The sequence below is a fragment of the Flectobacillus major DSM 103 genome (assembly GCF_000427405.1).
Classification (GTDB): domain Bacteria; phylum Bacteroidota; class Bacteroidia; order Cytophagales; family Spirosomataceae; genus Flectobacillus; species Flectobacillus major.
Genome location: NZ_KE386491.1, coordinates 1,972,774 through 1,995,228 on the forward strand (window position 1 = coordinate 1,972,774; position 22,455 = coordinate 1,995,228).

Genomic DNA, 22,455 nt, shown 5'->3' on the forward strand with positions numbered 1-22,455 from the left:
TATACCATCTCTGTAAAGTAAACCATTTTTCAGTTATCAATCCAATCTATTTATAAGCTGGGTCTTGTGTTAATGTAGGTTTTCCATCTTTCTCTGAGCGGTCGATAGCCTCTTGAGGGATAGGGAAAAACTCGTGCTTGCCTTTTACAAATACACCGCCTTTTTTGTACACCCTTTTGGTACTTTCAACAGTATTGTATTTATTCAATGTTTCTGCTGCAATACCCCATCTCACTAAGTCAAAGAATCGGTGACCTTCCATAGCAAACTCAAGGCGAGTTTCAAAACGAACGGCTTTTCGGGCTACGTTGGCATCTGTCCAAGCACTCGAATAAGGCTTGATCACATAGTTACCCGCAGGAACAGGATTACCCTTCGAGTCAAATACCAAAGTATAGGCATCACGTGTAGCACCTTGTGTAGCTTTTTGTACAAATCCACTCGGATTAGCAGCACGGTTTCTGATTTGATTAACCAAATCTCGGGCTCTTTCCAAATTGCCTAATTCAACTTCGCATTCAGCCAGCCAAAGCAAAATCATGCTATAACGCATAATACGGTAGTTGTTGCTAGTTAAGTTTGCCCAACCGTTTACACCAGTAAAGGCTTTTGAAGGAATGTGCTTTTTAGGAGAATATGGCCCAGCATAAGTTTGGTCACGAATAAAATCACGGTTATGAATTTTATAGTCAATGAACAAAATACCACGACGACCTACAGTGTGATCCAAACGAGGGTCAAGTGTACCATCATAAGGTGTATAAGGGTCATCAAAACCAACACCTTGGTCATTTTTCACGTCTGAATCGTTGAAAGTATCCATCAATGGTAATCCATTAGCATCTGTTTTGTAAGCATTTACCAAGTTTTGAGAAGGCTGATAAAAACCACAGCATCCCCAAGGCGAAGCATACGGGTGAGCCAAACCAACACCTGCGTTAGCGGCATCGCCACTGGCACTCGACGAAGCGTACTGAATCTCGAAAATCGATTCCGCATTGTTACGAGTACTTGCATCGTGGTTATCTCTGAAATTTTCTACTAGCTTAAATCTACCACTGGCTACAATCTGGTCTAATAATGCTTTTGCAGCCTGTAATTTTGCTACATTGGCAGCACCAGTACTAATATTCCAGCCCTGAAACATATAGGCTTTGGCCAAAAATGCCATAGCTGCCCATTTGGTAGGACGCCCCACCTGAGCTTGTGTATTGGGTAATACCTCCATAGCAGCTTTAAAATCAGCCTCGATTAGTGGCCAAGCATCTTTGTCGTTAGGCACTTTGGTACTTTCCAAATCGTCCAACTTATAGGTATTATCATCGATATATGGAATATTCTTCCACATTTTCTTAGCTTCAAAATGGAACAAGCCTCTCAAGAAACGAGCCTCCGCAACAATCTGCTTTCTTCTATCATCGCTAATGTCTTTTACATTTTTCAAGGTATTAATAGCATCATTGGTACGAGCTACCCCTTTGAAAAGGCCTCTCCATTTGTTTTTGATATGGCCGTTGGTAGGTTGAAAGTCCCACTTTTCGATAAACGATTGCTCGGGCTGGTCACCTGCATCAGTACCTTTGTAAGCATCGTCAGAGGCAATTCCGCCAAAAACCCAGCTCTGAATATCGTTATTCCAAGCATCCTGGCCATCCAAGCCTTGCCCATCAATCATGGCATAAGCACCTAATAAAATTCCTTCTACCCCTTTGGCCGTTTGGAGTGCCGATGGGCTATACTGTGCTTGTGGCTCACGAGTAAGGAATTCGTCGCTACATGCAGTAGCTATACCAAATACCAAACATGCCGACAAGCCTATTTTTATGATATTATTACGTTTCATATTTTCTATGTTTTTTTAAAAAACAAACTATTTTAATTCATAGATTTTGTCTAGAAGCATGGCTATTGACTAAAATCCAAGGTTAACCCCTAAAATGAAAGTTCTAGAAACTGGCATATATCCACCATCAAAGCCCAAAGTATTGTCTGTACCTGTCTGAATTTCAGGGTTCAAGCCCGTATACTTGGTAAATGTTGCCAAGTTTTGAGCTTGTACATAAATTTGAGCATTGTCCAAACCTACTCTACTTGCAATTGTTCTAGGTAAGTTGTAAGTTAACTGAACGTTTTTGATACGGAAATATGAACCATCTTCAATAAAATAGCTTGAAGGTCGGCTACTGATTTGGTCGTTGGCATCCATAATTGGCACAGTACCCGACTTATTGGTTGGCTGCCAAGCATCATACAAAGCACGTTTTGAACGGTTTCCTTGGAAAGTGTTGAAGTCTGAGAAATAACGAGTATAGTTAAATACATCGTTGCCCTGTGTACCATTACAGAAAATCGTTAAATCGAAAGCTTTGTAGCCAAAGTTTAGGTTCAGACCATACGTAAAGTCGGGGTGTGGACTACCAATAATTGTACGGTCGTCGTCGGTAATTTTACCATCGCCATTAATATCTGCAATTTTAAATTTACCTGCTTTGTTATAATCACCATACGCTGGCCATGCTTTAGCTTCTTCATCAGACTGGAAAATACCCACAACTTTATAGCCATAGAACGATGACACTGGCAGTCCAGCTTGTGTCAATGTAACCGCAGGTACCCGTGAACCATAACCAAAATAACGTGTATTGGGACTAGCGTCTAGTTTGTCTACCATGTTACGATAAGTAGAGAAGTTTGCCCCTAAGCTGTAACGGAAGCCCCCAACGCTATTTTTGTAGTTAACGCCAATATCTATCCCGTGGTTGGTCATTTGTCCTACGTTAAAAGCAGGAGCTGTGGCATCACCAGCCGTAAAGGTAATTGGCGTTGTAAACAACATATCAGAAGTTTTTCTGTTCCAAACATCTAGTTCAATACTTAATTTACTATTGAACAAAGAAGCATCCAAACCAACGTTGGTCGATGTAGTTGATTCCCATTTAGCATTTGGGTTACCAAAAGCACTAGCATCATAACCGATAGTCGGCGTTGTTTGGTTGCCATCAATTGGATAGCCTGCATGGAAAATGTCCGAACGGTATGTTGTATACGCATTATATTTACCAATTTTCTGATTACCAGTTTTACCCCATCCAAAACGAAGTTTCAAATCACTAAAGAAAGGAAGTTGGTCTTTAATAAACTTCTCTTCCGACAAACGCCATCCTAAACTGGCAGCAGGGAAAAACGCATTACGAGAAGCCGATAAAAAACGAGACGAAGCATCATTTCTAACAATCAACTGTACCAAATATTTGCTATTATAAGCATAGTTAACTTTTCCGAACTGAGATGATAGGGTATAGTCATTTTCAACTGTTCCATAGTTGGATACTTTTGTAGGGTCGCCAAGGTCAAGATAGCTAATAATTGGATTTACCTCAAAAGCGTATCCATTTCTGCTTGCACCAAACTTTTCACCAAATTGTTTGATTGACTCTAAACCAATATAGGCATCAAATTTGTGAACATCATTGAAGGTTTTGTTGTAAGACAAAGTATTTTGCCAAACCCACTGAAAATCGTAGTTGGTTCTTGAAGTAGAGCTATTGTTGAAGCTACCTTCAATATATTCAGGGTTTGCACGGCCAATTTCTTTTTGGTTTTCTGTAGTAATATCCACCCCAAAGCTAGTTTTAGCTGTTAAGTTTGGAAGAATGTCGAACTCGGCATAAATATTACCAAAACCTCTCATTCTATACAAACGGTTGTCTTTTTGACGATACAAAGTGGCATAAGGGTTTGAGTTGTTACCCAAGTTGGCACCACGGCTACCAGCAAAGTTTCCTGCTATATCATAAATAGGCAATAGTGGGTGGTGCTTATAAGAACCCGAAACAGCATTTTGCTCTTCGTTGTTTGAATATCCACCTTTACGGTTATCTACCGAAACGGTAAAGTTTTCACCAACTCTTAATCTTTTTTTCACTGCCGAAAACTCGGTATTGGTACGAAGTGTAAAGCGGTCATAACCAATGAATTTCACAACACCGTCTTGGCTAAAATAGCCCAATGACAAGGCATATCTACTGTTATCTGTACCTCCCGAAGCCGAAAGTTGATAGTTTTGAATAGGAGCCGTTTGTGTCAACTCGCCCCACCAATACGTATCTGCCGATTTGGTAATAGCATAGATATTGTCGGGAGTTAATGAATATAATTTAGGATCAACGGCTGCAGTACCTGCTTTTCCTGCACTTGGATATACATAGTCGGGAATAGTAACTTCACCATTTGAACCAAATGTGTACTGGCCATGCGACGGTGTTTTACCTGCATATTTATCAGCCAAATACAAATACTGCCCTAACTCTTTGGCATTCAGCGATTCAACATTGTTTGATACCTTCTGAGAACCATAATACGCCGAAAAAGTAATTTTAGGAGCACCTGTTTTACCTTTTTTGGTAGTGATAATTACAACCCCATTTGCAGCTCTTGAACCGTAAATAGAAGCAGAAGAAGCATCTTTCAAGATTTGAATCGTTTCAATATCATTAGGGTTTAAGTTACCTTGGTTTTCGGTAGGTACACCATCAATAATGAATAGAGGGTCGTTGTTACCAATAGTACCAAATCCACGAATACGTACAGTAGCGTTACCACCAGGTGTAGCATCGTTTACAATACTCAAACCCGAAGCACGACCTTGTAGCTGTTGGGCAAAGGTAGTGGCTGGTACAGATTGTAAATCCTTGGCATTTACGGTAGTTACAGCACCCGTAATATCTCTTTTAGACTGCGTGCCATAACCTGTTACTACTACTTCTGTCAGATTTGAAATATCTTCGCTCAAGCTTACATTAATAACTGATTGGTTTCCAACTTTTACTTCTCGTGGCTGAAACCCTACCGATGAAAACATCAGGGCATCGTTACCACTTTTTACTACTATTGTATACTCACCATTTGCACCAGTTGCAATACCCGTTTTAGTACCTTTTATAATCACAGAAGCCCCTGGCAAGCCTTGTCCATCAGCCCCAGAGGTTACTTTTCCTGTAATTTTTCGTTCTTGTGCCTGTACAAAATAGCTCATGGATAAAAGAGCCAGCACGGTCAATGCACTGGTGACGCTTTTTAGTAATTTGTTTTTCATAGAAATTAGTTTTGGGAAAAATGTGAAATAAATTATCGTAGTTAATTGGGTCTAAAAATAAATACCTCCTTTCTTTTGATACATTAATTAATCGTTTAAGTTATTATTAAAAAAATATAAATTTTCAAAGTAAATATTAATCGGAAATATATTACGTTAATATTCACTCCATTTTATTGTATCAATATAATACAATATTATATACCTATAATTAAATATCAGCTCATAAAACTCTATATTATTTTTTTAAATAACAAGCATTTTTTATATTTTTTGTTATATTTTTTTGTATTTATCAAAGTTAACCAACAAACATGATAGTACAGGACAGTTACAGAAAGCTAATAAATAGTTTTGCCATTTTTAAAAAATGGAGTTTTTACAACATTGCACTTTTCTAACAAAAAAACAATTATCACAATATTCTAGTCTTTTTTGCGTTTGAATGACCACAAAAAAGCCCCAACCATAAATTATGGTTGGGGCTTGGGAAAATTCATTATACACTACAATTATTTTCTAGCATTATTACAAGCTTCAAGATATGCTTGTTTTAATCGTTTGAATTTGGCTTTGCTTTGTGCTTCTTTAGGTAAGTCGTATCCATTTTTTTTCTTCCAAGCATGAATATACGATGAAGAGTTTCTCAACTTGTCTGCCAATTCTGCAAAATCATAATTAGTTAAATCAGAAGGGTCTTGATGGTTTTTCACAGGTTCAAAAGGAGTCGTTTGCATTTTGAGTCTAAGTTTAGTTACTATTAATTTTTAAAGGTAATACTTGTTAGTTGCTGGCTATCACAGTCATTATATGCTATAAATTTATATCGACGGCTTCTCTTATATTTTTTCAGACAATTTATTCATAAAATTAGTTCGTGTAAAGATACGCTATATTTTATAGAAACGAAAATATCCCTCCTGCCCTATCATGGTAAGAAAACAAATGATTTTTGTCATTATTGGTAGATTTATTTTGAATAATAAACACAAATGACGTATGTTTGCGACATACTTTATTGAATACCTACTATGACATACGCAAAAACCAATTTATTCCAAGCCGACCAACAAGAAATTGCCCTTATTGCTAAGGCTCTTTCTCATCCTGCTAGGGTAGCAATTATTCAGTTTTTAGCTGAAAAAAATGTATGTATTTCAGGCGATATTACCAACGAGTTACCTTTGAGTAGAACCACCGTTTCGCAACATTTACAAGAACTAAAAGAGTTAGGCATTATTCAAGGAGAAGTTAGCGGCCAAAATGTATGTTATTGCCTTAATATAGAGGTAGTTGATCGTATTAAATCTCTATTCGACACCCTGTTCAATCAACTCCTCGAAAAAAAGGCGAGCTGTTGCCAATAGGCTATTTGTACTTACACATAAATCAATCATAACTTTTAATAACAGACATACAAAGACGTATGTTTACAACATAAGATTATATTTAACCTTAAAATCAATCATATCATGAAAAGCGAAGAACAAACCTTAAAAGAAATTGTAAAGCAGAAATACACTGAAATTGCTTTGCAAGACAAATCTACGAACCTTAGCTCGTGCTGTGGTGCTGGTGGCTGTTCTACAGAAGTGTACAATATCATGGCCGATGACTATCAAAACCTCGAAGGCTATAACCCTGATGCAGATTTGGGTTTGGGATGTGGGCTTCCTACTCAATTTGCCAAAATTAAAAAAGGAAATACTGTTATCGACCTTGGCTCGGGTGCTGGCAACGACTGTTTTGTTGCAAGAGCAGAAACAGGCGAAACAGGGAAGGTTATTGGCATAGACTTTACCGAAACGATGATTAATAAAGCTCGAATCAATACCGAAATACGGGGTTTTAATAATGTAGAATTTAGGCTTGGCGACATCGAAAATATGCCTGTTTCTGATGCTATTGCTGATGTTGTTGTGAGCAATTGCGTTTTGAATTTAGTACCCAATAAACAAGCTGTATTTGCTGATATAAAAAGGGTTCTCAAAAATGGAGGTCATTTTAGTATTTCTGATATTGTCTTGGTGGGAGAACTGCCCGAAAAAATTAAATCTGCAGCCGAAATGTATGCTGGTTGTGTGGCGGGGGCTATCCAAATGGATGATTACCTAACACTTATTGCCAATACAGGCTTCAGTAATATTTCGATACAAAAGCAAAAGCCCATTATCGTTCCTGATGATATATTGATTAACTACTTGTCAGAAACTGATATTGCTGATTTTAAAGCTAGTGGTACAGGGATTTTTAGTATTACGGTTTATGCAGAAAAAGCCCATCCAACAAAGCCAAAAGTTAGTATTGCCGAGTTGGCAAGTGGAAGCTGTACTCCTAATAGTGGTTGTTGCTAGTGGATGTATATAACAAAAGCACAAAGTATTTTCCTATACAAAAAAGATACTTTGTGCCTTTGGTGTGTTACTTTTCGTACAACAATGCTTTATCTACTTCACAAATAACAAAATCAAAATGCTCTTGATTATTAACATAATCTAAATCATTTACATCAATCACCAACAATTTGCCATCTTTATAATTATCAACAAACTCATCATAATGGGTATTTAAGTCGGCCAAGTACTTTTCTGACATATTGGCTTCAAAATCCCGTCCTCTTTTCTGAATCTGTCCTACTAATTTGGGCAAATCGGCTTTCAGATAAATCGTTAAATCTGGGGCTTTTACGGTTCTCATCATCAAGTCAAAAATACCTCTGTAGGTGGCATAGTCGTTTTCGCTCATAACCCCCGACTTATATAGGTTCATGGCAAAAATATAAGCATCTTCATAAATGGTTCTGTCTTGAATAATTCTTTTATTCGACCGTTGTATTTGCATAACTTGCTCGTATCGGCTCTTTAAAAAGTACATTTGCAAATGAAAAGCCCAACGATTCATATCCGAATAAAATTCGGCTAAATAAGGATTTCCTTCTACGGCTTCGTACAGCACTTCCCATCCAAAATGTTCTGCTAATTTAGTTGCTAATGTAGTCTTTCCTGCTCCAATATTGCCTGTAACTGCTATGTGCATTGCTCTTGATTATGATTTTATGGTAAAAATTAGCAAAAAACAAGGTATATAATCTTGTACAAAAATTGCCAAAATGGTCACAAAGTTCGTGTATTTACATTCAAAATCCAAGTTCATCAGAAAAGAAAGAAATAGCAAAAAAATCCAAATTTGCCCAATTTGAGCATCTTTTGTATCTTTGCCAAAATTTAATCAATCATTAATCTGTAACTCATGTTGAAGATGAAGCCATACAGAGTACTTTTATATTACAACTATACGCCCATTCCAAACCCAGAGGCGTATCGAGAAATACACCATTTGTACTGTCTCGAAAACAATTTATTAGGCCGCATTATTGTTGCCCCTGAAGGGCTAAACGGTACAGTTTCGGGGCTTGCCGAAGACTGTGAACGCTATATGCAATGGCTTGAAAATGACCCTATTTTTGTAGGAAGCAATTTTGACTTTAAAGTAGAGGCTCATGAAAAACATGCTTTTGCCAAACTTCATGTAAGGGTAAAAGAAGAAATTGTAAATTCAGATTTACCTGTAAATCCACGTGTCAAAACGGGCAAACACCTTGAACCAGCAGCTTTTAAAGAAATGCTCAAAAATGACCCCGATGTGGTGTTGGTAGATATGCGTTCTAATTATGAACACGCTGTGGGCAAATTTAAAGGAGCTATTACTTTCGATATGGAAACGCTTCGTGAGCTGCCAGAGCATGTGCAGGAAATAGAACATTTGAAAGACAAAAAAATTATTACTTATTGTACTGGTGGTATCAAATGTGAAAAGGCTTCGGCTTATTTACTAGAACGTGGTTTTGAAAATGTGTATCAACTTCACGGTGGTATAATCAAATACGGCTTGGAAGAAGGTGGAGAAGATTTTGAAGGAAAATGCTATGTATTTGACAACCGTGTTACTACCGAAGTCAACCAAATAAATCCTAAGGTTATTTCAAAGTGTTATATCTGTGACACCGACTGCGACAAGATGGTAAACTGTGCCAACCCTACTTGCAATGAACACGTACCTATTTGTGCCGATTGCTTAGTAAAGATGGAAGGAGCTTGTTCGGAAGAATGTAAAAGTCACCCACGCAAGCGACCATACAACCCCGATGGGTATTATAGCAAACAATCCGATAATTATACGCCAGAGTTTGGCTTTAAGAGTCGCCAAAAAACAGAAGTAGACTATAGTAACTTTCGTTTAGAAGTATAATAATATTGCACTCCGTAAGGGTTAAAATCCTTACGGAGTTTTTTATTATGCTTGTTCTATTACCTTGTGCATTACAAAATCGTTCATCCAATAGCCATTACCAATATTAATATCAACTTCATCGACAATCTGAAATCCATTTTTCTGATAAAATCCTATGGCTTTATTATTGCGGTTTACGTTTAATTCTATAATAGACAAGCCTTTTTCCTGGGTTATTTTCACAACTTCCTCTATCAAAGCTTTACCCAAACCTTTACCTTGGGTTTGGGGCAACAAGTAAATTTTGTGTAGTTTCATAACTTGCCCGTTTTTAGGTTCAAAACCCGCATACCCAAGCCATTGGGTATCGTCACCAATAAGAATAAAGCTATTGGTTTCAAATTGTTTGGTCAATGATGCAGTTGAATACATCATATCGAGCATAAAAAGCGTTTGTTCTTCTGTCAGAATTTCGCCGTAGGTTGGTCGCCAAGTTTGTTCTGCAATAGCCTGAATCGTAGGAATATCGGCAATCGTAGCTTGTTTTATTTTAGTCAAATTTTGCATCTTTCAACGAAAAGTAAGCGGGGTGTTTGGGAGTAATAGACAAATATTGTTTTTGAATTTTCACTAAATCTTCTTCGTAATTACCCGTCGGATAAAATACATCTAGGAATCCAGCTTCTTTTTTACCAAAATCCAAAAAACCTAAAATAATAGGTACTCCAGCCCCTACTGCAATATGATAAAATCCTGACTTCCATTCTTTTGTATACGAGCGTGTCCCTTCGGCAGGAACAAGCAGATGAATTTCGTCGGCATTTTTGATATTGTCGACCATCAGTTGTACCAAATTATTTTTTTGGCTTCTGTTTACTGGTATACCTCCTAGCCCCTTAATAATGATACCTAACGGAAACTTAAATAAAGAATCCTTGGCTAGGTAGTTTATCTTACTACCTACAGCCTTGAGGGTGGCCATCGCAAACAGATAATCCCAGTTTGACGTATGTGGGGCAGCAATCATTACTGCTTTTTTGTACTGATTAACGCCCAATGGGGTTTTATCGACTATTTTCCAGCCAAAAAGTGTCAAAATAACCTTCCCTATAATTTTTAGCATTTTTTTATTCTGTTGAAAAATATACTTATCCTTCAAAGCCTATTATCTTTGAACTCCGATTCAAATGTAAGCAATTTTTGAGTTTAGTTTTTATCAAAAAAGATAATACTTCCTAATTTATTTTACTTGATAACTCAATTAAATAGACTCTTTTCACAAGAAATAAAATCTGTATAAAACACGCATCAACATGCAAAAACCCTTAATACTGATTTCAAATGATGATTCGATCGAATCAAAAGGTATCAAAATATTAACAGAAATAATGACCCAACTTGGCGAAGTGGTAGTGGTAGCCCCTGACACACACCAATCGGGAATGGGACACGCTATTACACTCGACCGACCACTTAGGGTACAAGAAGTACCTGATTTTGTGCCTAATGTAAAAGCCTACAAATGCAGTGGCACACCAGCCGACTGTGTAAAATTTGGCAAACATTTTGTTTGTAAAGGTCGTAAAATAGACCTTGTTGTAAGTGGTATCAATCACGGCTCTAATTCATCAATTGCTGTTATTTATAGCGGAACGATGTCGGCTGCTATTGAAGCAGCCATTGAGAGTATCCCAGCCATTGGTTTTTCGCTTTGTGATTTTGGCCGCGATGCCGATTTTTCACATACTACCGAATTTATTACCAAAATTGCCTCCGCTATTTTGGCCAATGGGTTGCCTCATGGTGTTGCCCTCAACGTAAACTTCCCTGCCAAATCGGAAGAACCCCTGAAAGGAATTAAAGTATGCCGCCAAACCGATGCCCTTTTCCGTGAAACTTTTGAAGAAAGAAAAGACCCTTATGGCCGTTCTTACTATTGGATGGACGGATTCTTACAAAATGAGGATAACGGAGGCAATACCGACGAAGATGCCCTCAAAGAAAACTATGTGGCAGTTGTACCAGTCAAATTTGACTTAACCGATTATAAAGCCATTGAAATACTCAAAGAAGTGTTGGTTTAGTAATTCTGAGTACTGATTGAAAATACCAACCAGCCATATTCAATAAGCTGTAGGGTATACTTCCCCCCTTTATTTTTCAAATTAATTTTAATAATATTATGACCATAGTTGGAAGTCTTTTGAAAAGAGGTATTGGATTAACGGCTGTTATCCAAAGGCCCAAAAATAATTTAGCTAAATTACAAAAAAAGACCCTGATTAAGTTACTCAATAAAGCCCGTTTCACACAATTTGGTGAAAAATATCACTTTGAGGAAATAATGAATTCGGCGTTGTTTTCAAAAGACAAAGAATTTTATACCAAATACAAAAACAATGTGCCTGTTTATGATTACAACAAAATGTATCATGAATGGTGGCACAAAACGCATGCTGGCGAAAAAAATGTTTCTTGGCCAGGAAAAGTGAAATACTTTGCCCTCAGCTCAGGCACATCAGAGGCAGCCTCCAAGCATATTCCTGTTACTAAAGACATGGTAAAGGCGATTCACAGAACCTCTATTCGTCAGATTTTGTCGCTGAGTGCCTACAAAAACTTACCTGCTCAATTATACGAAAAAGGATATTTGATGCTAGGTGGTAGTACCAAACTCCAAGATATGGGCAGTTATTTTGAAGGCGATTTGAGCGGCATTACAGCAGGAAAAATCCCTTTTTGGTTTGAGCGATTCTATAAACCTGGCAAAAAAATTGCTGAAACACGTGACTGGAGCGAAAAACTCGATAAAATTACCCAAAAGGCCAAAGATTGGGACATTGGTTTTATTGTAGGTGTACCTGCATGGATTCAGGTTTTGATGGAAAAAATTATCAAGGAATATGGTGTAAAAAATATCCATGAAGTATGGCCAAACCTCGAAATATTTTGTCACGGAGGGGTTAGTTTCGAGCCCTACAAACAAGGTTTTGAAAAACTGCTCGGTCGTCCGATTACCTATATCGAAACTTATTTAGCATCGGAGGGTTTTCTTGCTTATCAGACACACCCCGACAGCGATATGCGTTTGGTACTCAATAATGGTATATTCTTTGAATTTGTGCCTTTCAACGACGACAACTTTGATGCCGACGGTGTGATGGCTAATAAACCCGAAACTTTGATGATTGATGAGGTAGAGGAAGGCAAAGAATATGCCCTACTGATTTCGACAGTTTCAGGAGCGTGGCGTTATTTGATTGGCGATACTATCAAATTTACCAACAAGAAAAATGCCGAAATCATCATCACTGGTCGTACAAAGCATTTCTTGAGTTTGTGTGGCGAACACCTTTCTGTCGACAATATGAACAAAGCTATAGAATTGGCTTCTAAACATTTTGGTATTGATATTCGAGAATTTACTGTTGTCGGCAAAAAAGTAGCCAATACTTTTGCTCACCACTGGTACGTTGGTACAGACGATACTGTTGATGCTCAGGCATTGACACTATTTATTGACCAAACACTATCTGAAATCAACGACGATTACCCTGTCGAAAGAAAACACGCCTTAAAAGAAATGGCTGTCAATGTTTTTCCAGCAAGTACATTTTATGATTTTATGGAAGCCAAAGGCAAAACAGGTGGACAACATAAATTCCCTAGAGTACTAAAAAAACAAGACCAAATTACAGAATGGGAAAGTTTTTTGGCAAAAAGAAAAGCTTATTAAAGAAGTAAAAAATATGCTTAAAAGCTAATTTATGATATGTGAAGCTTAGCTTTCTCTAGCAGTTATGAATCATCTAGCGAATAAATTCGCTAGATAATTCATAAAACACCATATATTTAGGATCTGCCATAATAGATATTCACAGCTGATAGAAGCCTCATGTTATACTGACTGCCCACCATCAATAAGAAAATTTGAACCTGTAATAAATGAAGCACTATCGCTTGACAAATAAGTTATCAAGTCTGCTACTTCGTCTGGTTTGCCCAATCTTGACAACGGAATACCATCCATAAGTTGTTTTTCAAGGGTATTATCTAGCCCAATTTTATTCATAATCTCTGTGGCAATAGGGCCAGGGCTAACAGCATTCACACGAATACTACGAGGAGCCAATTCGAGTGCTGCAATTTTCACCACGGCATTAATGGCAGCCTTACTAGCTGCATATACAGATGCACCTTGTGGCGAAATAGTAGCAGATGTTGACGATAAAAAAACAACTGATGCGTTCTCATTCAGAATGGGAATAAATTTACTTAGCGTAAAATAAGCCCCTCTAAAATTCACATTCATGATTTCGTCAAATACACTTTCTGTTGTTAATGCTATAAGTGCAAACTTGGTAACTCCTGCATTAATAAGCAGAATATCTACTTTACCATATTGGTTTTTTACTTCCAATACCAACCTTTCGATGTCGGATAATTGGGATTGGTCGGCCAACAAACTACTTACGTTTAGTTCTGATGCGGCCTTCTCTACAGCTTCTTTTCTTCTGCCTGTAATAATAACTCTTGCATTGTTTTCACTAAGTACTTTTGCTGTGGCATAACCTATACCACTGTTGCCACCCGTAATAACGGCCACTTTATCTTTTAGATTTTTCATTTCAGTGTTTTTATAGTATCTAGAAGATATTGAATGTTATACCTGTCATTTCCTCGCTCAATGTCCATAAGCGTTTGGCATTGTCTTTATCCAATGAGTAATGTTTTACGCCATTTGACACTGCAGAATCAGGGGCCAATTCAGCCACATCTACATCTTCACAATACACACCTCCAATAGTATTCAGCAAAGGACTGGTGGCACACCAAACGCTTGTGGCTGCACCTTGTGGGATTGTTTTTAATGAGGCGGCTACTTCGGGCAATAAATTACCTTCAGCATCACAAAATCCCATTTTCTGAAATAATTCCAATGAAGCGTCTCGGCCTAGTTCGGTTCCAGCAATAGAACCTGGGTGCAACGAATAAGCCCTTACATTAAATGCTTTTGCACGATGGTCGAGCTCAAGAGCAAACAAATTACTGGCCGTTTTGGATTGCCCGTACGCTTGTAGTGTTTCATATTCTCTATGAAGAAAATTGGGGTCGTCAAAATTGAAAGGTGCAAATTGATGCCCCTGCGACGATACATTAATTACTCGTGCACCATTGGCTTTTTGGAGGGCAGGCCAAAGGCGGGCTGTCAATTGAAACTGTGCTAAATAATTAGTCGCTAACTGTGATTCAATACCTCGGCTATCCTTACGCAACGGTACCCACATGATACCTGCATTGTTGATAAGCAAATGAAGTGGTCGACCTGAAGCCAAAAACTTTTCAGCAAAGGCATCTATAGACTCTGGGCTCATCAAATCCATTGCTTCTAATTCTACATTGGCTATACCTGTTAAATTTCTTTTTGCTTTTTCGGTATCCCTTGCTGGCACAATTACAGTTGCACCTGCTGCTGCAAGCGTTTTGGTAGTTTCCAAACCAATGCCTGTATTGCCACCTGTTACGACAGCAATTTTTCCTGTAAGGTCTATTCCTTTAATGACATCACTTGTTGTGGATGTTGCGTTGAAGCCAGAACCTGTTAGTTTTTGTAATGCTCCTTGATAATTACTTTGTTCCATTTTTTTAAATTTTATATGTTTTTGATGGAACAAATTTAGAGCAGAAATTTGGGGGCGACTTTGTTTAAACGTCCGAATACACTTTGTTTAAACGTTCTGTATTTTTGATGTGTTCAGATAAGCTTGTTATACCAATTTGTCAAACCAGATAACTTGATTGATGTTTTTATCATATAAATGCCTATGACATATTTAATCTATACACCATTCTGACACCCATCCCTCATTTAGCGTGAGTTAAACAAGGGATAGGTTAATGTTTTTGTTCACTATATACTAGCCACAACGATTTTTGTAATGTATCAATATAGCTAGTGCTAGTATAAATTATAATATCCAGTTGTCAATTTTCAATTTATTCATTAGCAATAACATCGTCGAAATTCTGTACTTGTTTGTGTTGGATATTTGCCTCGTGTTCTTTTTCGTTTCAATCACAATTGTAGCGTTATCTTTCCACCATGCCTTCACATCGGAGCTACAGCCTTATGTTTCTCAAAGTGTTTGGCTCAGTAAAAACTCTCACTGTTACCTCCTCACAGCTGTCATCCTTTCTGGTGTCAATTTGTATCAGTTTTAGTTTATTAAGTAGAGCTATGGAAAGGGTTCATTGTTTTTGTTCAGTTATACTTGCCCTTTATAGTTTGGGTCAAAATCTACCATCCATTCAATACCATACTTATCTCTAAACATACCAAAATAAGAACCCCAAGGGCTGTCAGCAATTGGCATTTCAATTTGTCCACCAGCAGAAAGCCCATTGAATAGTTTATCGGCTTCTTCTTTGCTTTCTGCACTTATTGCAATTTTACTTCTGTTCTCATTCTCGTTTGTTTTTCCCAAAATTTCTGGAACATCATTGCCCATCAATACATTACTTTTGCCAATAGGCAAAGCAATATGCATAATGTTATTTGCTTCTTTTTCTGACACTGGAAATTCAGGACTAGCAAGGTCTTTGAAACGAATAACCTTTGCGAAATCTCCGCCAAATACTGATTTGTAAAAATTGAATGCTTCTTCGGCATTTCCGTTGAAGTTGATGTGAGGATTGATAAGTGCCATAGTGTATATTTTTGGGGTTGTTTATAGTTCTTTACTAATATCCTAAAAAGGATGTCGTATTACAACGACACCTAACAATTCACAGCTCAACAATGTGGCACATTTTAGTACAAAACTATGCTATTGGTTCATTCAGCCGTGTCGTCGGCTCGATCCAAACCCTTGTGAATGGCAGGTATGTTTATTTTCCTTTTGCTAGTTTATAGGTAAATACTGTCTTTTTGTTGGTCAAGTCCCAAGTTGAGATTTCGTCAAGCACCTTATCGGTATGTTTTTTGCCGATGTCACGAAGTGCGTTACCAACTGATTTTCGTAAGTATTCACTGTTGTCTGATTTATGGTTGCTAATAAGTTGTATTGCGGTTGTTGGATTTTCTTTAAAATAAGGTCGGCTTGTCCAAATACGAAGACCTTCAATAACGGCTCTTTTTACATTCGGATTTGTGTCTGCAAGCCATTTTTCAATCGTGGTCAAACTCTTTTCATAGCCAATTGTATTGCAATAATAGTCAAAGGCTTTTGCCAACATTTCTTGTACATGCCAATCTTTGTCGTCTGCAACCTTTGTTTCAAGAAGTATGAGGGCTTCAGGATTATCCGTTGAAATTTGACCTAAAAGATAAGTTGCCAGCATTCTGACTTGATAAGTGTTGTCAGAAAGAAATGTTATTGCAAGGTCAAAATGATTTTGTGTTTTATCAGCCAGCATACTGTTGCCAGCTTCAACAATAGGCTTAAATCCATGTTCAATTTTCTTGATGTCGTCAATTAGTTTTTTCATTGTTGGTGCGTGTACTAAAAATTTCGGTTGATCATATAATTTTTTAGTACAAAAGATTAGAACGCTGAACCCTATCCCTAAGCCTAATCAAAGCTTTTTAGCCCCATGTTTGGCAATACCTTGTTGAGTATAGTTTGTCTTTTGGTGGGTGCTTTATTTTACGAAAAACATTTAAAACAACCTCAATTGCTAAAACACGAATCATTATCTGTTCGGGATTAACAATTGGGAGCCTCAGAAGTAATATTATTTTCCTAAACTTTTAGCCATAAGGGTGTTTCATCTGTCGGTTGATTAACTCTAACCAAATGGCCATCTGGGTCATTAAATTCAATTGTCATCATACCCAAATGTGATTTTTTAGGCCCACAAAAGGCGACTCCACTGGCAGAAAGTCTGTCAATAACATTTTGTAAATTGTCTGTCAAAAAGCTTGTTACCATCATTTTAGGTGGTAAATGTGTCGAAACATTAAAGTCTACTCCTGCAACTCCTGAATCAAACACTTTTAACCCTTCTTGGTCAACCGAAGTTTCTAGACCTAAAATAGAATTATAGAATAACTTGCTTTTGCTTGAGTCACTTATGCCTAATTCAATCTCTTGAAGTCTAATTTTCATTTTTATACAATTTATCTATCCCAAATAATTAATATTCTATTGCCTGTAGAAACTTCGTATCTAGTTTATTGCATAACTCAAATATATGAGAATAAATATATATATCAGCTTGTGAAGGCTCTTTATTTTATCTTGAATAATTACCTATATACGTTTTACAACATCAAAAAATAGCCTCGTTTAAATGACATTAAACGAGGCTAGGAAAGACAATTAATGAACGTTGGGTTTTATTTTTTAAAACTGTTTATAAGTTCTGGATACCAATCATCTATTTTCTTATTTTGATTTTTGTCATAAACGTTGAAGAGGTTTTCTGTAAAAATTTCCATTTTTATAAATCCTCTGTCTGTCATTAAATCTCTTATTTCCTGACTAGCCTTTTTTGTAACATTGCTATCAAAATTATCTTTACAGTACATTAAAAACACACCATAAGTCATATACTCATCAAACACCCTTTCAGGATTAGGATAATATTCTGTACCATATTTTGATGTATCTACCCATTCTTCTCTATTTTTAAATACAGATTCGATCTGTTCCCTATTTTTCATTGTTGGGTTTCCCACATAGTTATGGTCTATTTCGGTGAACATACCTCTCGTATTAAAAATAACATTATCTATTTGAGATAGCTTGGGGTTTTCTGTAACTGGCGGTAATACCATCATTATTTGTTTAAAATTTTGATCGGTATAGGAAGTTGTATAATTTAATCCGTTTATTAATGGAGAACACATAATGGTATAGTTGTTTACTTGAGTATTAAACTTTTTTTCCAACCAATCCCATTGTTTTTGGAGATTTGCGAGTTTATTATAATCCGAAATTACTTTGTTGTAATATTCTTTATGTGATTTATAGAATTTCCTAAATCCAGATTTCTCTGCAAAATTTTCAATTTCTTCTTTATATGTTGTAATAGGATTTATGGTTATTTTGGTGTGTGAGGACACATTTTGAGCTGGGAAAAGATATGTTTTATCTTTTATTAATTTTTTACCTTTAAAATTATAGCTCAATGCGTTTCCTGTAAGAAAAATGTAGTAAAGTGGATTTGACTTCATAAGAGAATCAAATTTTGCAATTATTTTCTCGTTTTTAAATGTCTGAAAAGTTTGGATAACATCTTTATAATAATCGCCAGACTGTTCTATCATATCGTCGTTTTCCAATCCAACCTCTGTAATGGCAATCATTATATGCAGTAATTCCTTGGTTTCGTGGATTTCGATTTTTACTTTCCCTTGATTTTCCTTTTTGAATTTTTCATTAAAATTTACTTTTTCTTGTGCCAATAAACTAAGAGACCATAAAATTAACAGAACAGAAAATAGACTTTTTATCATTTTTATTTATACTTTTTTAGTTGTTGAAATTAAAGACAATGCTTTGATCTTATAAAAGTGGGGAATTTACAAGACTAACGCTCAAATTTAGTACAAAGTCTTTGAGAATCACAAATATTCTGCCGCTTTGGGCAAGCAGATATGCTATTGGCACAACTCGAAAATACAAGAAATAAGTCCAGATAACTTCTATAAAAACTCAATAAGGCCTCCTTTAAATTGGATTAAAAGAGGCTTGGAAGGATATTCTATAAGAGTATTGTTAGAAAAAATAAGTTGTGCAACAGCTACATCCGATACTCAAATGCTGGTCGGCCTTCTGTTTTAATTGTTTGTGGAGGGAATTGTAGTTTATCAACAAAGGTATCCAGAAATCGAACGGGATTATCGCAAGCAATAGCATCTTCGAGAGAAGAAAAGTGAAATTGAAAACGGCCTTTTTTAGAAGCTACGGGCATCTGGTGAAGAAGATTTATTAGACTTAAAAATACTATTTTTTTAGCATATCTCAAAGATTTCAGAGAGTTAGCTTTTTCACAGCCTGACGGTTTTCGGCTTGGCGATGTGGCGGATTTTTAGCACAAAAGTTCAATAGAATTCCTGCCGTTGAACCTTGTACCAATGTTCATTAGAAATCCGTCAGCCGTCATATTGCCAAACCGATGTTGTGCGTTCGGCTTTCTTGTCTCAGTTCAGCCGTTCTGCCCATTTTAATTCTGTTGGTAATCCTTGATTTGAAAATTCAATGTGTATTACTCGTCTTTTTTTATTATTCGTTGTCCTGCTTGAACTATGTAAAATTAAAGGTTTCATTATCATAATTCCACCTTTACTCACTTTACAAGTCATTTCAGTTTCTGTCGTCCAGTCAATTGTTTCAGGTCGATAAATTTTCTTTGAATGTGATTTTGGAATTACTCTTAATGCACCATTATTTTCATCTGTGTCGTCAAGGTGAATTCTAATTGTATAAATATTTTCTAATATGTCAATTGGTGGTTGAACAGCAAATTGATTTTGCTTTGTCGTCCAAGGTCCAAAGTTTTCAAGTTCTACTTTTTTGTCAACTGAAATTGTCAAATCTTGGTGGTAAGAAACGTACCAATTTGAAGTTGCTGGTTTGTCAAAATAAATGCTCTTAACCACGAAGTAATTGTCTCCAAAAAGTTGTCTAACTACGCTTTTTAGGTTTTCATTAAAAACCAAATTCTTAATCTCGGGAATTTCTTTTAGAAACTGTCTAATTGCAAAAAGGTCAGCCGATTTTCTGAATGTTTCTTTGTCTTTGTCGGCTTGGTCAACAGTCAACAAAATTTGTTCTATTTCCTTATCAGAATAAATACTGTCAACAGTCGTAAAACCATTTTCTGTAAGGTCAATTTTATATCTTTCGGTTACTGTCATTTTTTATCTGTTTCGTCTTTTAAGTTTAAGCTGACGCACAACGATAGGGCTTGGCATTGGGGCAGAAATCGAAGTACAAAAGCTGGTTTTATTACTAAAGCTTAATTGAAAAACTACCGTTGAATTTTGCATTTCAGCTCGCCTGATGCAAAACTCGTGTATTGTATATAGTTTTCTATCATTGCGTTAACTCAGATGATTCCCAAATTTGCCCATGTCATTGTGAATATAGGATTTCAAAAGAATTCGAAAATCTGCGTTGATGTCAAGACTAAGTTGGTCTTTTGATAAATCGGGGCTAATTGCCCATATCCAACAGTATATTTCCTCTTTAAGTGGCGGTTCATTGTCTGGAATGAATTCGATAATGTCTTCTGAAACTCCTATCGGAGTTTCAACTAAAGTGTCAACTGCTGAAAGTCTTTCGTCAAAATTATCGAAATCAATTATATCTGTATGATTAACAGTCGTTGGATATGATTCTAATATTTTCTTTAGTTCTGTCTCCATGTAATGATGCCTAACGAATAGGTCTTTGTGCAGGTAGGGAATTAGAATTCCGTAAGCTCAAATTTAGTACAAAAGGTTAATAGAATTACTACTGCTCAGTTACTTCCATCAGTCCCACTTACACAAAACCGATGTTGTGTGCAGTTCTTTTTATTTTGTCACGGCTGGTAAAATATATTTTGATAGCATTTCTGTAACCTGTGAATGTGCATAATATTGTCCGTATGCACTTGCTGTAATTACAATAACTAATGGCTCATTTTTGAAAATCAAAATGTAGTTCCCACCGTTACCTGCACAATAATAAGCTTCGTAATCTTTATCATTGGCCTTAAAAGTCTTATTCCAAAATAAATAACCATAATACTCATTATCTCTGCCTAGTATCTGTTTTTGCTTATTTAAGGATTGCTCGACCCAAGTTTTACTTAGAATTTGTTGGCTATTCCAAATTCCACCATTTTTATAAAGTTGCCCATATTTTGCAAAGTCAAGGGCATTCATTTGAATGCCACCTGCCGTATTGGGAACGTTTTGTGGAGTGTATTGCCATTTGTAGTTTGAAATCCCCAATGGCTTAAACAATTTTTCGTCAGCATATTTTTCTAAGCCTTTTGGAACAGTTTTGTTTAAAATGTCGCCTAATAAAACTACCCCTGCTGTAAAATAATGCCATTTTTCTTTGAGACTGTCTTGATAGGGTAAATCCAGCGTAAATTTCACCCAATCCTCTGTCGTATACATATTTTCTTCGTTACCAACCGAATTATCAACTTCATCGTTGCCGTCAAAGCCCGAACTCATAGTTAATAAATCTTTGATAGTCGCATTTCCTTTGGATTGAGTAAAATTTTGAAATTGAGTAAGCTGATAGAAACCACTAATGGTTTGGGAATCACTTTTGATAAACCCTTCGTTAATTGCAATTCCTGTCATCGTAGAAGCAAAGGATTTCCCTACCGAACGTGGGTCGTGAAGCGAATATCTATTTTCGCCATTAAAGTACTCTTCAATCAGAAGGTTACCATTCTTTATAACAACAATGCTATTAATTTTTTTGAAAACTCCTTCGTCTATTGCTCCTTTCAAATATTTAATTTTCTTCTTGTCGAATGATGAATTTGAAATTTCTAATCCATTGTAAGGAGTTAACTGGTTTAATTTAATTTTTCTAATATTAATTTTCGGTTTTCTGAGTACATCAAGTATTAATTCTCCTGATGCAATAATATTTCCTGTTATAATAGTGTCTGTTTGTACATACGGGCGAATCTCCATTTTTAATAAATGATTTCCATCTGTGAGGGTTTTGTCGCCTCCATTACGCATAAATCTATTCCAAAAAGATTCGCTCCAAGTTCCTTGACCGTTGATATTATCAATAAATGGACGATTTAAATAGGTGTCTTTGTCTTGATTCTTTGATTGTGGAGCACCAGGAAGAAGATTACTCTGATAAGTTAACTTGCTATCAATGTATATAGAAAATTGATAATTACCGATTTTAAAAAGTGTGTCGCCTGAATACTCAGGTAATATTTGGTGTTTGTAGTTGGTTAGCGAATTGTTGAAATAGGCAACAAAGAATAGATTGCTTTTATTTGTTAGTTTATAAGTTTTTAAAAAACTTCCCTCATTAATACTTTCGTATGAAAGGCGTTGCTCTGTAAAAAAGATTTTACCAATGTTAGATTGATGCAATTCTGTCTTTATCAGTTCAGGTTCTACAATGTTTTTGACTTGTCCAAAACACAAG

At 36.4% G+C, this 22,455-nt stretch carries 21 protein-coding genes; 5 read left to right on the forward strand and 16 right to left on the reverse strand.

The window, feature by feature from the left end:
* Positions 1 to 46: 46 nt before the first annotated feature.
* The 3 genes from FLEMA_RS0110170 to FLEMA_RS0110180 form a co-directional block, all read right to left on the reverse strand.
* Positions 47 to 1,843 (reverse strand): RagB/SusD family nutrient uptake outer membrane protein, encoded by a 1,797-nt coding sequence (locus tag FLEMA_RS0110170; protein ID WP_026995378.1) that lies wholly within the window; start codon positions 1,841 to 1,843, stop codon positions 47 to 49.
* Positions 1,844 to 1,912: 69 nt separating this feature from the next.
* The gene (locus FLEMA_RS0110175; protein WP_026995379.1) at positions 1,913 to 5,095 is read right to left on the reverse strand and encodes a SusC/RagA family TonB-linked outer membrane protein; all 3,183 of its coding nucleotides are present in this window, start codon (positions 5,093 to 5,095) and stop codon (positions 1,913 to 1,915) included.
* Between the two features lie 512 nt (positions 5,096 to 5,607).
* The gene (locus tag FLEMA_RS0110180; protein ID WP_026995380.1) at positions 5,608 to 5,832 is read right to left on the reverse strand and encodes a hypothetical protein; all 225 of its coding nucleotides are present in this window, start codon (positions 5,830 to 5,832) and stop codon (positions 5,608 to 5,610) included.
* Between the two features lie 294 nt (positions 5,833 to 6,126).
* Between FLEMA_RS0110180 and FLEMA_RS0110185 the strand changes: the two genes are divergently transcribed.
* Both FLEMA_RS0110185 and FLEMA_RS0110190 read left to right on the forward strand, forming a co-directional pair.
* Entirely contained in the window at positions 6,127 to 6,462 is a 336-nt protein-coding gene (locus tag FLEMA_RS0110185; protein WP_026995381.1) for an ArsR/SmtB family transcription factor, read from the forward strand.
* A gap of 105 nt (positions 6,463 to 6,567) precedes the next feature.
* The gene (locus FLEMA_RS0110190) at positions 6,568 to 7,449 is read left to right on the forward strand and encodes an arsenite methyltransferase (protein ID WP_026995382.1); all 882 of its coding nucleotides are present in this window, start codon (positions 6,568 to 6,570) and stop codon (positions 7,447 to 7,449) included.
* Positions 7,450 to 7,516: 67 nt separating this feature from the next.
* On the opposite strand, the gene FLEMA_RS0110195 is transcribed toward FLEMA_RS0110190, so the two are convergent.
* On the reverse strand, positions 7,517 to 8,131 hold the full coding sequence (locus tag FLEMA_RS0110195) for a deoxynucleoside kinase (protein WP_026995383.1): 615 nt from the start codon (positions 8,129 to 8,131) through the stop codon (positions 7,517 to 7,519).
* Between the two features lie 222 nt (positions 8,132 to 8,353).
* On the opposite strand from FLEMA_RS0110195, the gene trhO reads away from it, so the two are divergent.
* Positions 8,354 to 9,343 (forward strand): oxygen-dependent tRNA uridine(34) hydroxylase TrhO, encoded by a 990-nt coding sequence (gene trhO / locus FLEMA_RS68150; RefSeq protein ID WP_044174584.1) that lies wholly within the window; start codon positions 8,354 to 8,356, stop codon positions 9,341 to 9,343.
* 45 nt (positions 9,344 to 9,388) lie between these two features.
* Here the strand turns inward: trhO and FLEMA_RS0110205 are convergent, their stop codons facing one another.
* Positions 9,389 to 9,883 carry a GNAT family N-acetyltransferase gene (locus tag FLEMA_RS0110205; protein WP_081681417.1) on the reverse strand — a complete coding sequence of 165 codons (495 nt, stop codon included), beginning with the start codon at positions 9,881 to 9,883 and terminating at the stop codon, positions 9,389 to 9,391.
* Positions 9,876 to 10,448, reverse strand: a complete 573-nt coding sequence (locus FLEMA_RS0110210) for a 1-acyl-sn-glycerol-3-phosphate acyltransferase (protein WP_026995385.1) — start codon at positions 10,446 to 10,448, stop codon at positions 9,876 to 9,878. Before FLEMA_RS0110210 ends, FLEMA_RS0110205 begins: the two co-directional genes overlap by 8 nt.
* A gap of 190 nt (positions 10,449 to 10,638) precedes the next feature.
* On the opposite strand from FLEMA_RS0110210, the gene surE reads away from it, so the two are divergent.
* Positions 10,639 to 11,409 (forward strand): 5'/3'-nucleotidase SurE, encoded by a 771-nt coding sequence (gene surE / locus FLEMA_RS0110215; RefSeq protein WP_026995386.1) that lies wholly within the window; start codon positions 10,639 to 10,641, stop codon positions 11,407 to 11,409.
* A 98-nt stretch (positions 11,410 to 11,507) separates the two neighbouring features.
* The gene (locus FLEMA_RS0110220) at positions 11,508 to 13,061 is read left to right on the forward strand and encodes a GH3 family acyl-acid amido synthetase (RefSeq protein ID WP_026995387.1); all 1,554 of its coding nucleotides are present in this window, start codon (positions 11,508 to 11,510) and stop codon (positions 13,059 to 13,061) included.
* 162 nt (positions 13,062 to 13,223) lie between these two features.
* Here the strand turns inward: FLEMA_RS0110220 and FLEMA_RS0110225 are convergent, their stop codons facing one another.
* The 10 genes from FLEMA_RS0110225 to FLEMA_RS0110270 all read right to left on the reverse strand — a co-directional run bounded on the left by FLEMA_RS0110225 (position 13,224) and on the right by FLEMA_RS0110270 (position 22,454).
* The gene (locus FLEMA_RS0110225; RefSeq protein WP_026995388.1) at positions 13,224 to 13,952 is read right to left on the reverse strand and encodes an SDR family NAD(P)-dependent oxidoreductase; all 729 of its coding nucleotides are present in this window, start codon (positions 13,950 to 13,952) and stop codon (positions 13,224 to 13,226) included.
* A gap of 19 nt (positions 13,953 to 13,971) precedes the next feature.
* Complete coding sequence (locus FLEMA_RS0110230; protein ID WP_026995389.1) at positions 13,972 to 14,967, reverse strand: SDR family NAD(P)-dependent oxidoreductase; 996 nt, start codon at positions 14,965 to 14,967, stop codon at positions 13,972 to 13,974.
* Between the two features lie 624 nt (positions 14,968 to 15,591).
* On the reverse strand, positions 15,592 to 16,032 hold the full coding sequence (locus tag FLEMA_RS0110235) for a VOC family protein (protein WP_026995390.1): 441 nt from the start codon (positions 16,030 to 16,032) through the stop codon (positions 15,592 to 15,594).
* A 181-nt stretch (positions 16,033 to 16,213) separates the two neighbouring features.
* Entirely contained in the window at positions 16,214 to 16,813 is a 600-nt protein-coding gene (locus FLEMA_RS0110240) for a DNA alkylation repair protein (RefSeq protein WP_026995391.1), read from the reverse strand.
* Between the two features lie 254 nt (positions 16,814 to 17,067).
* Entirely contained in the window at positions 17,068 to 17,433 is a 366-nt protein-coding gene (locus tag FLEMA_RS0110245; protein WP_026995392.1) for a VOC family protein, read from the reverse strand.
* A gap of 230 nt (positions 17,434 to 17,663) precedes the next feature.
* The gene (locus FLEMA_RS76090; protein WP_026995393.1) at positions 17,664 to 18,785 is read right to left on the reverse strand and encodes a DUF4932 domain-containing protein; all 1,122 of its coding nucleotides are present in this window, start codon (positions 18,783 to 18,785) and stop codon (positions 17,664 to 17,666) included.
* Positions 18,786 to 19,072: 287 nt separating this feature from the next.
* Positions 19,073 to 19,243, reverse strand: a complete 171-nt coding sequence (locus FLEMA_RS76940) for a hypothetical protein (protein WP_159102678.1) — start codon at positions 19,241 to 19,243, stop codon at positions 19,073 to 19,075.
* A 229-nt stretch (positions 19,244 to 19,472) separates the two neighbouring features.
* Positions 19,473 to 20,189 (reverse strand): phytanoyl-CoA dioxygenase family protein, encoded by a 717-nt coding sequence (locus FLEMA_RS0110260; RefSeq protein ID WP_026995394.1) that lies wholly within the window; start codon positions 20,187 to 20,189, stop codon positions 19,473 to 19,475.
* A gap of 186 nt (positions 20,190 to 20,375) precedes the next feature.
* Complete coding sequence (locus FLEMA_RS0110265; RefSeq protein WP_026995395.1) at positions 20,376 to 20,699, reverse strand: hypothetical protein; 324 nt, start codon at positions 20,697 to 20,699, stop codon at positions 20,376 to 20,378.
* Between the two features lie 150 nt (positions 20,700 to 20,849).
* On the reverse strand, positions 20,850 to 22,454 hold the full coding sequence (locus tag FLEMA_RS0110270) for a serine hydrolase domain-containing protein (RefSeq protein WP_159102679.1): 1,605 nt from the start codon (positions 22,452 to 22,454) through the stop codon (positions 20,850 to 20,852).
* Between the last annotated feature and the right edge of the window lies 1 nt (position 22,455).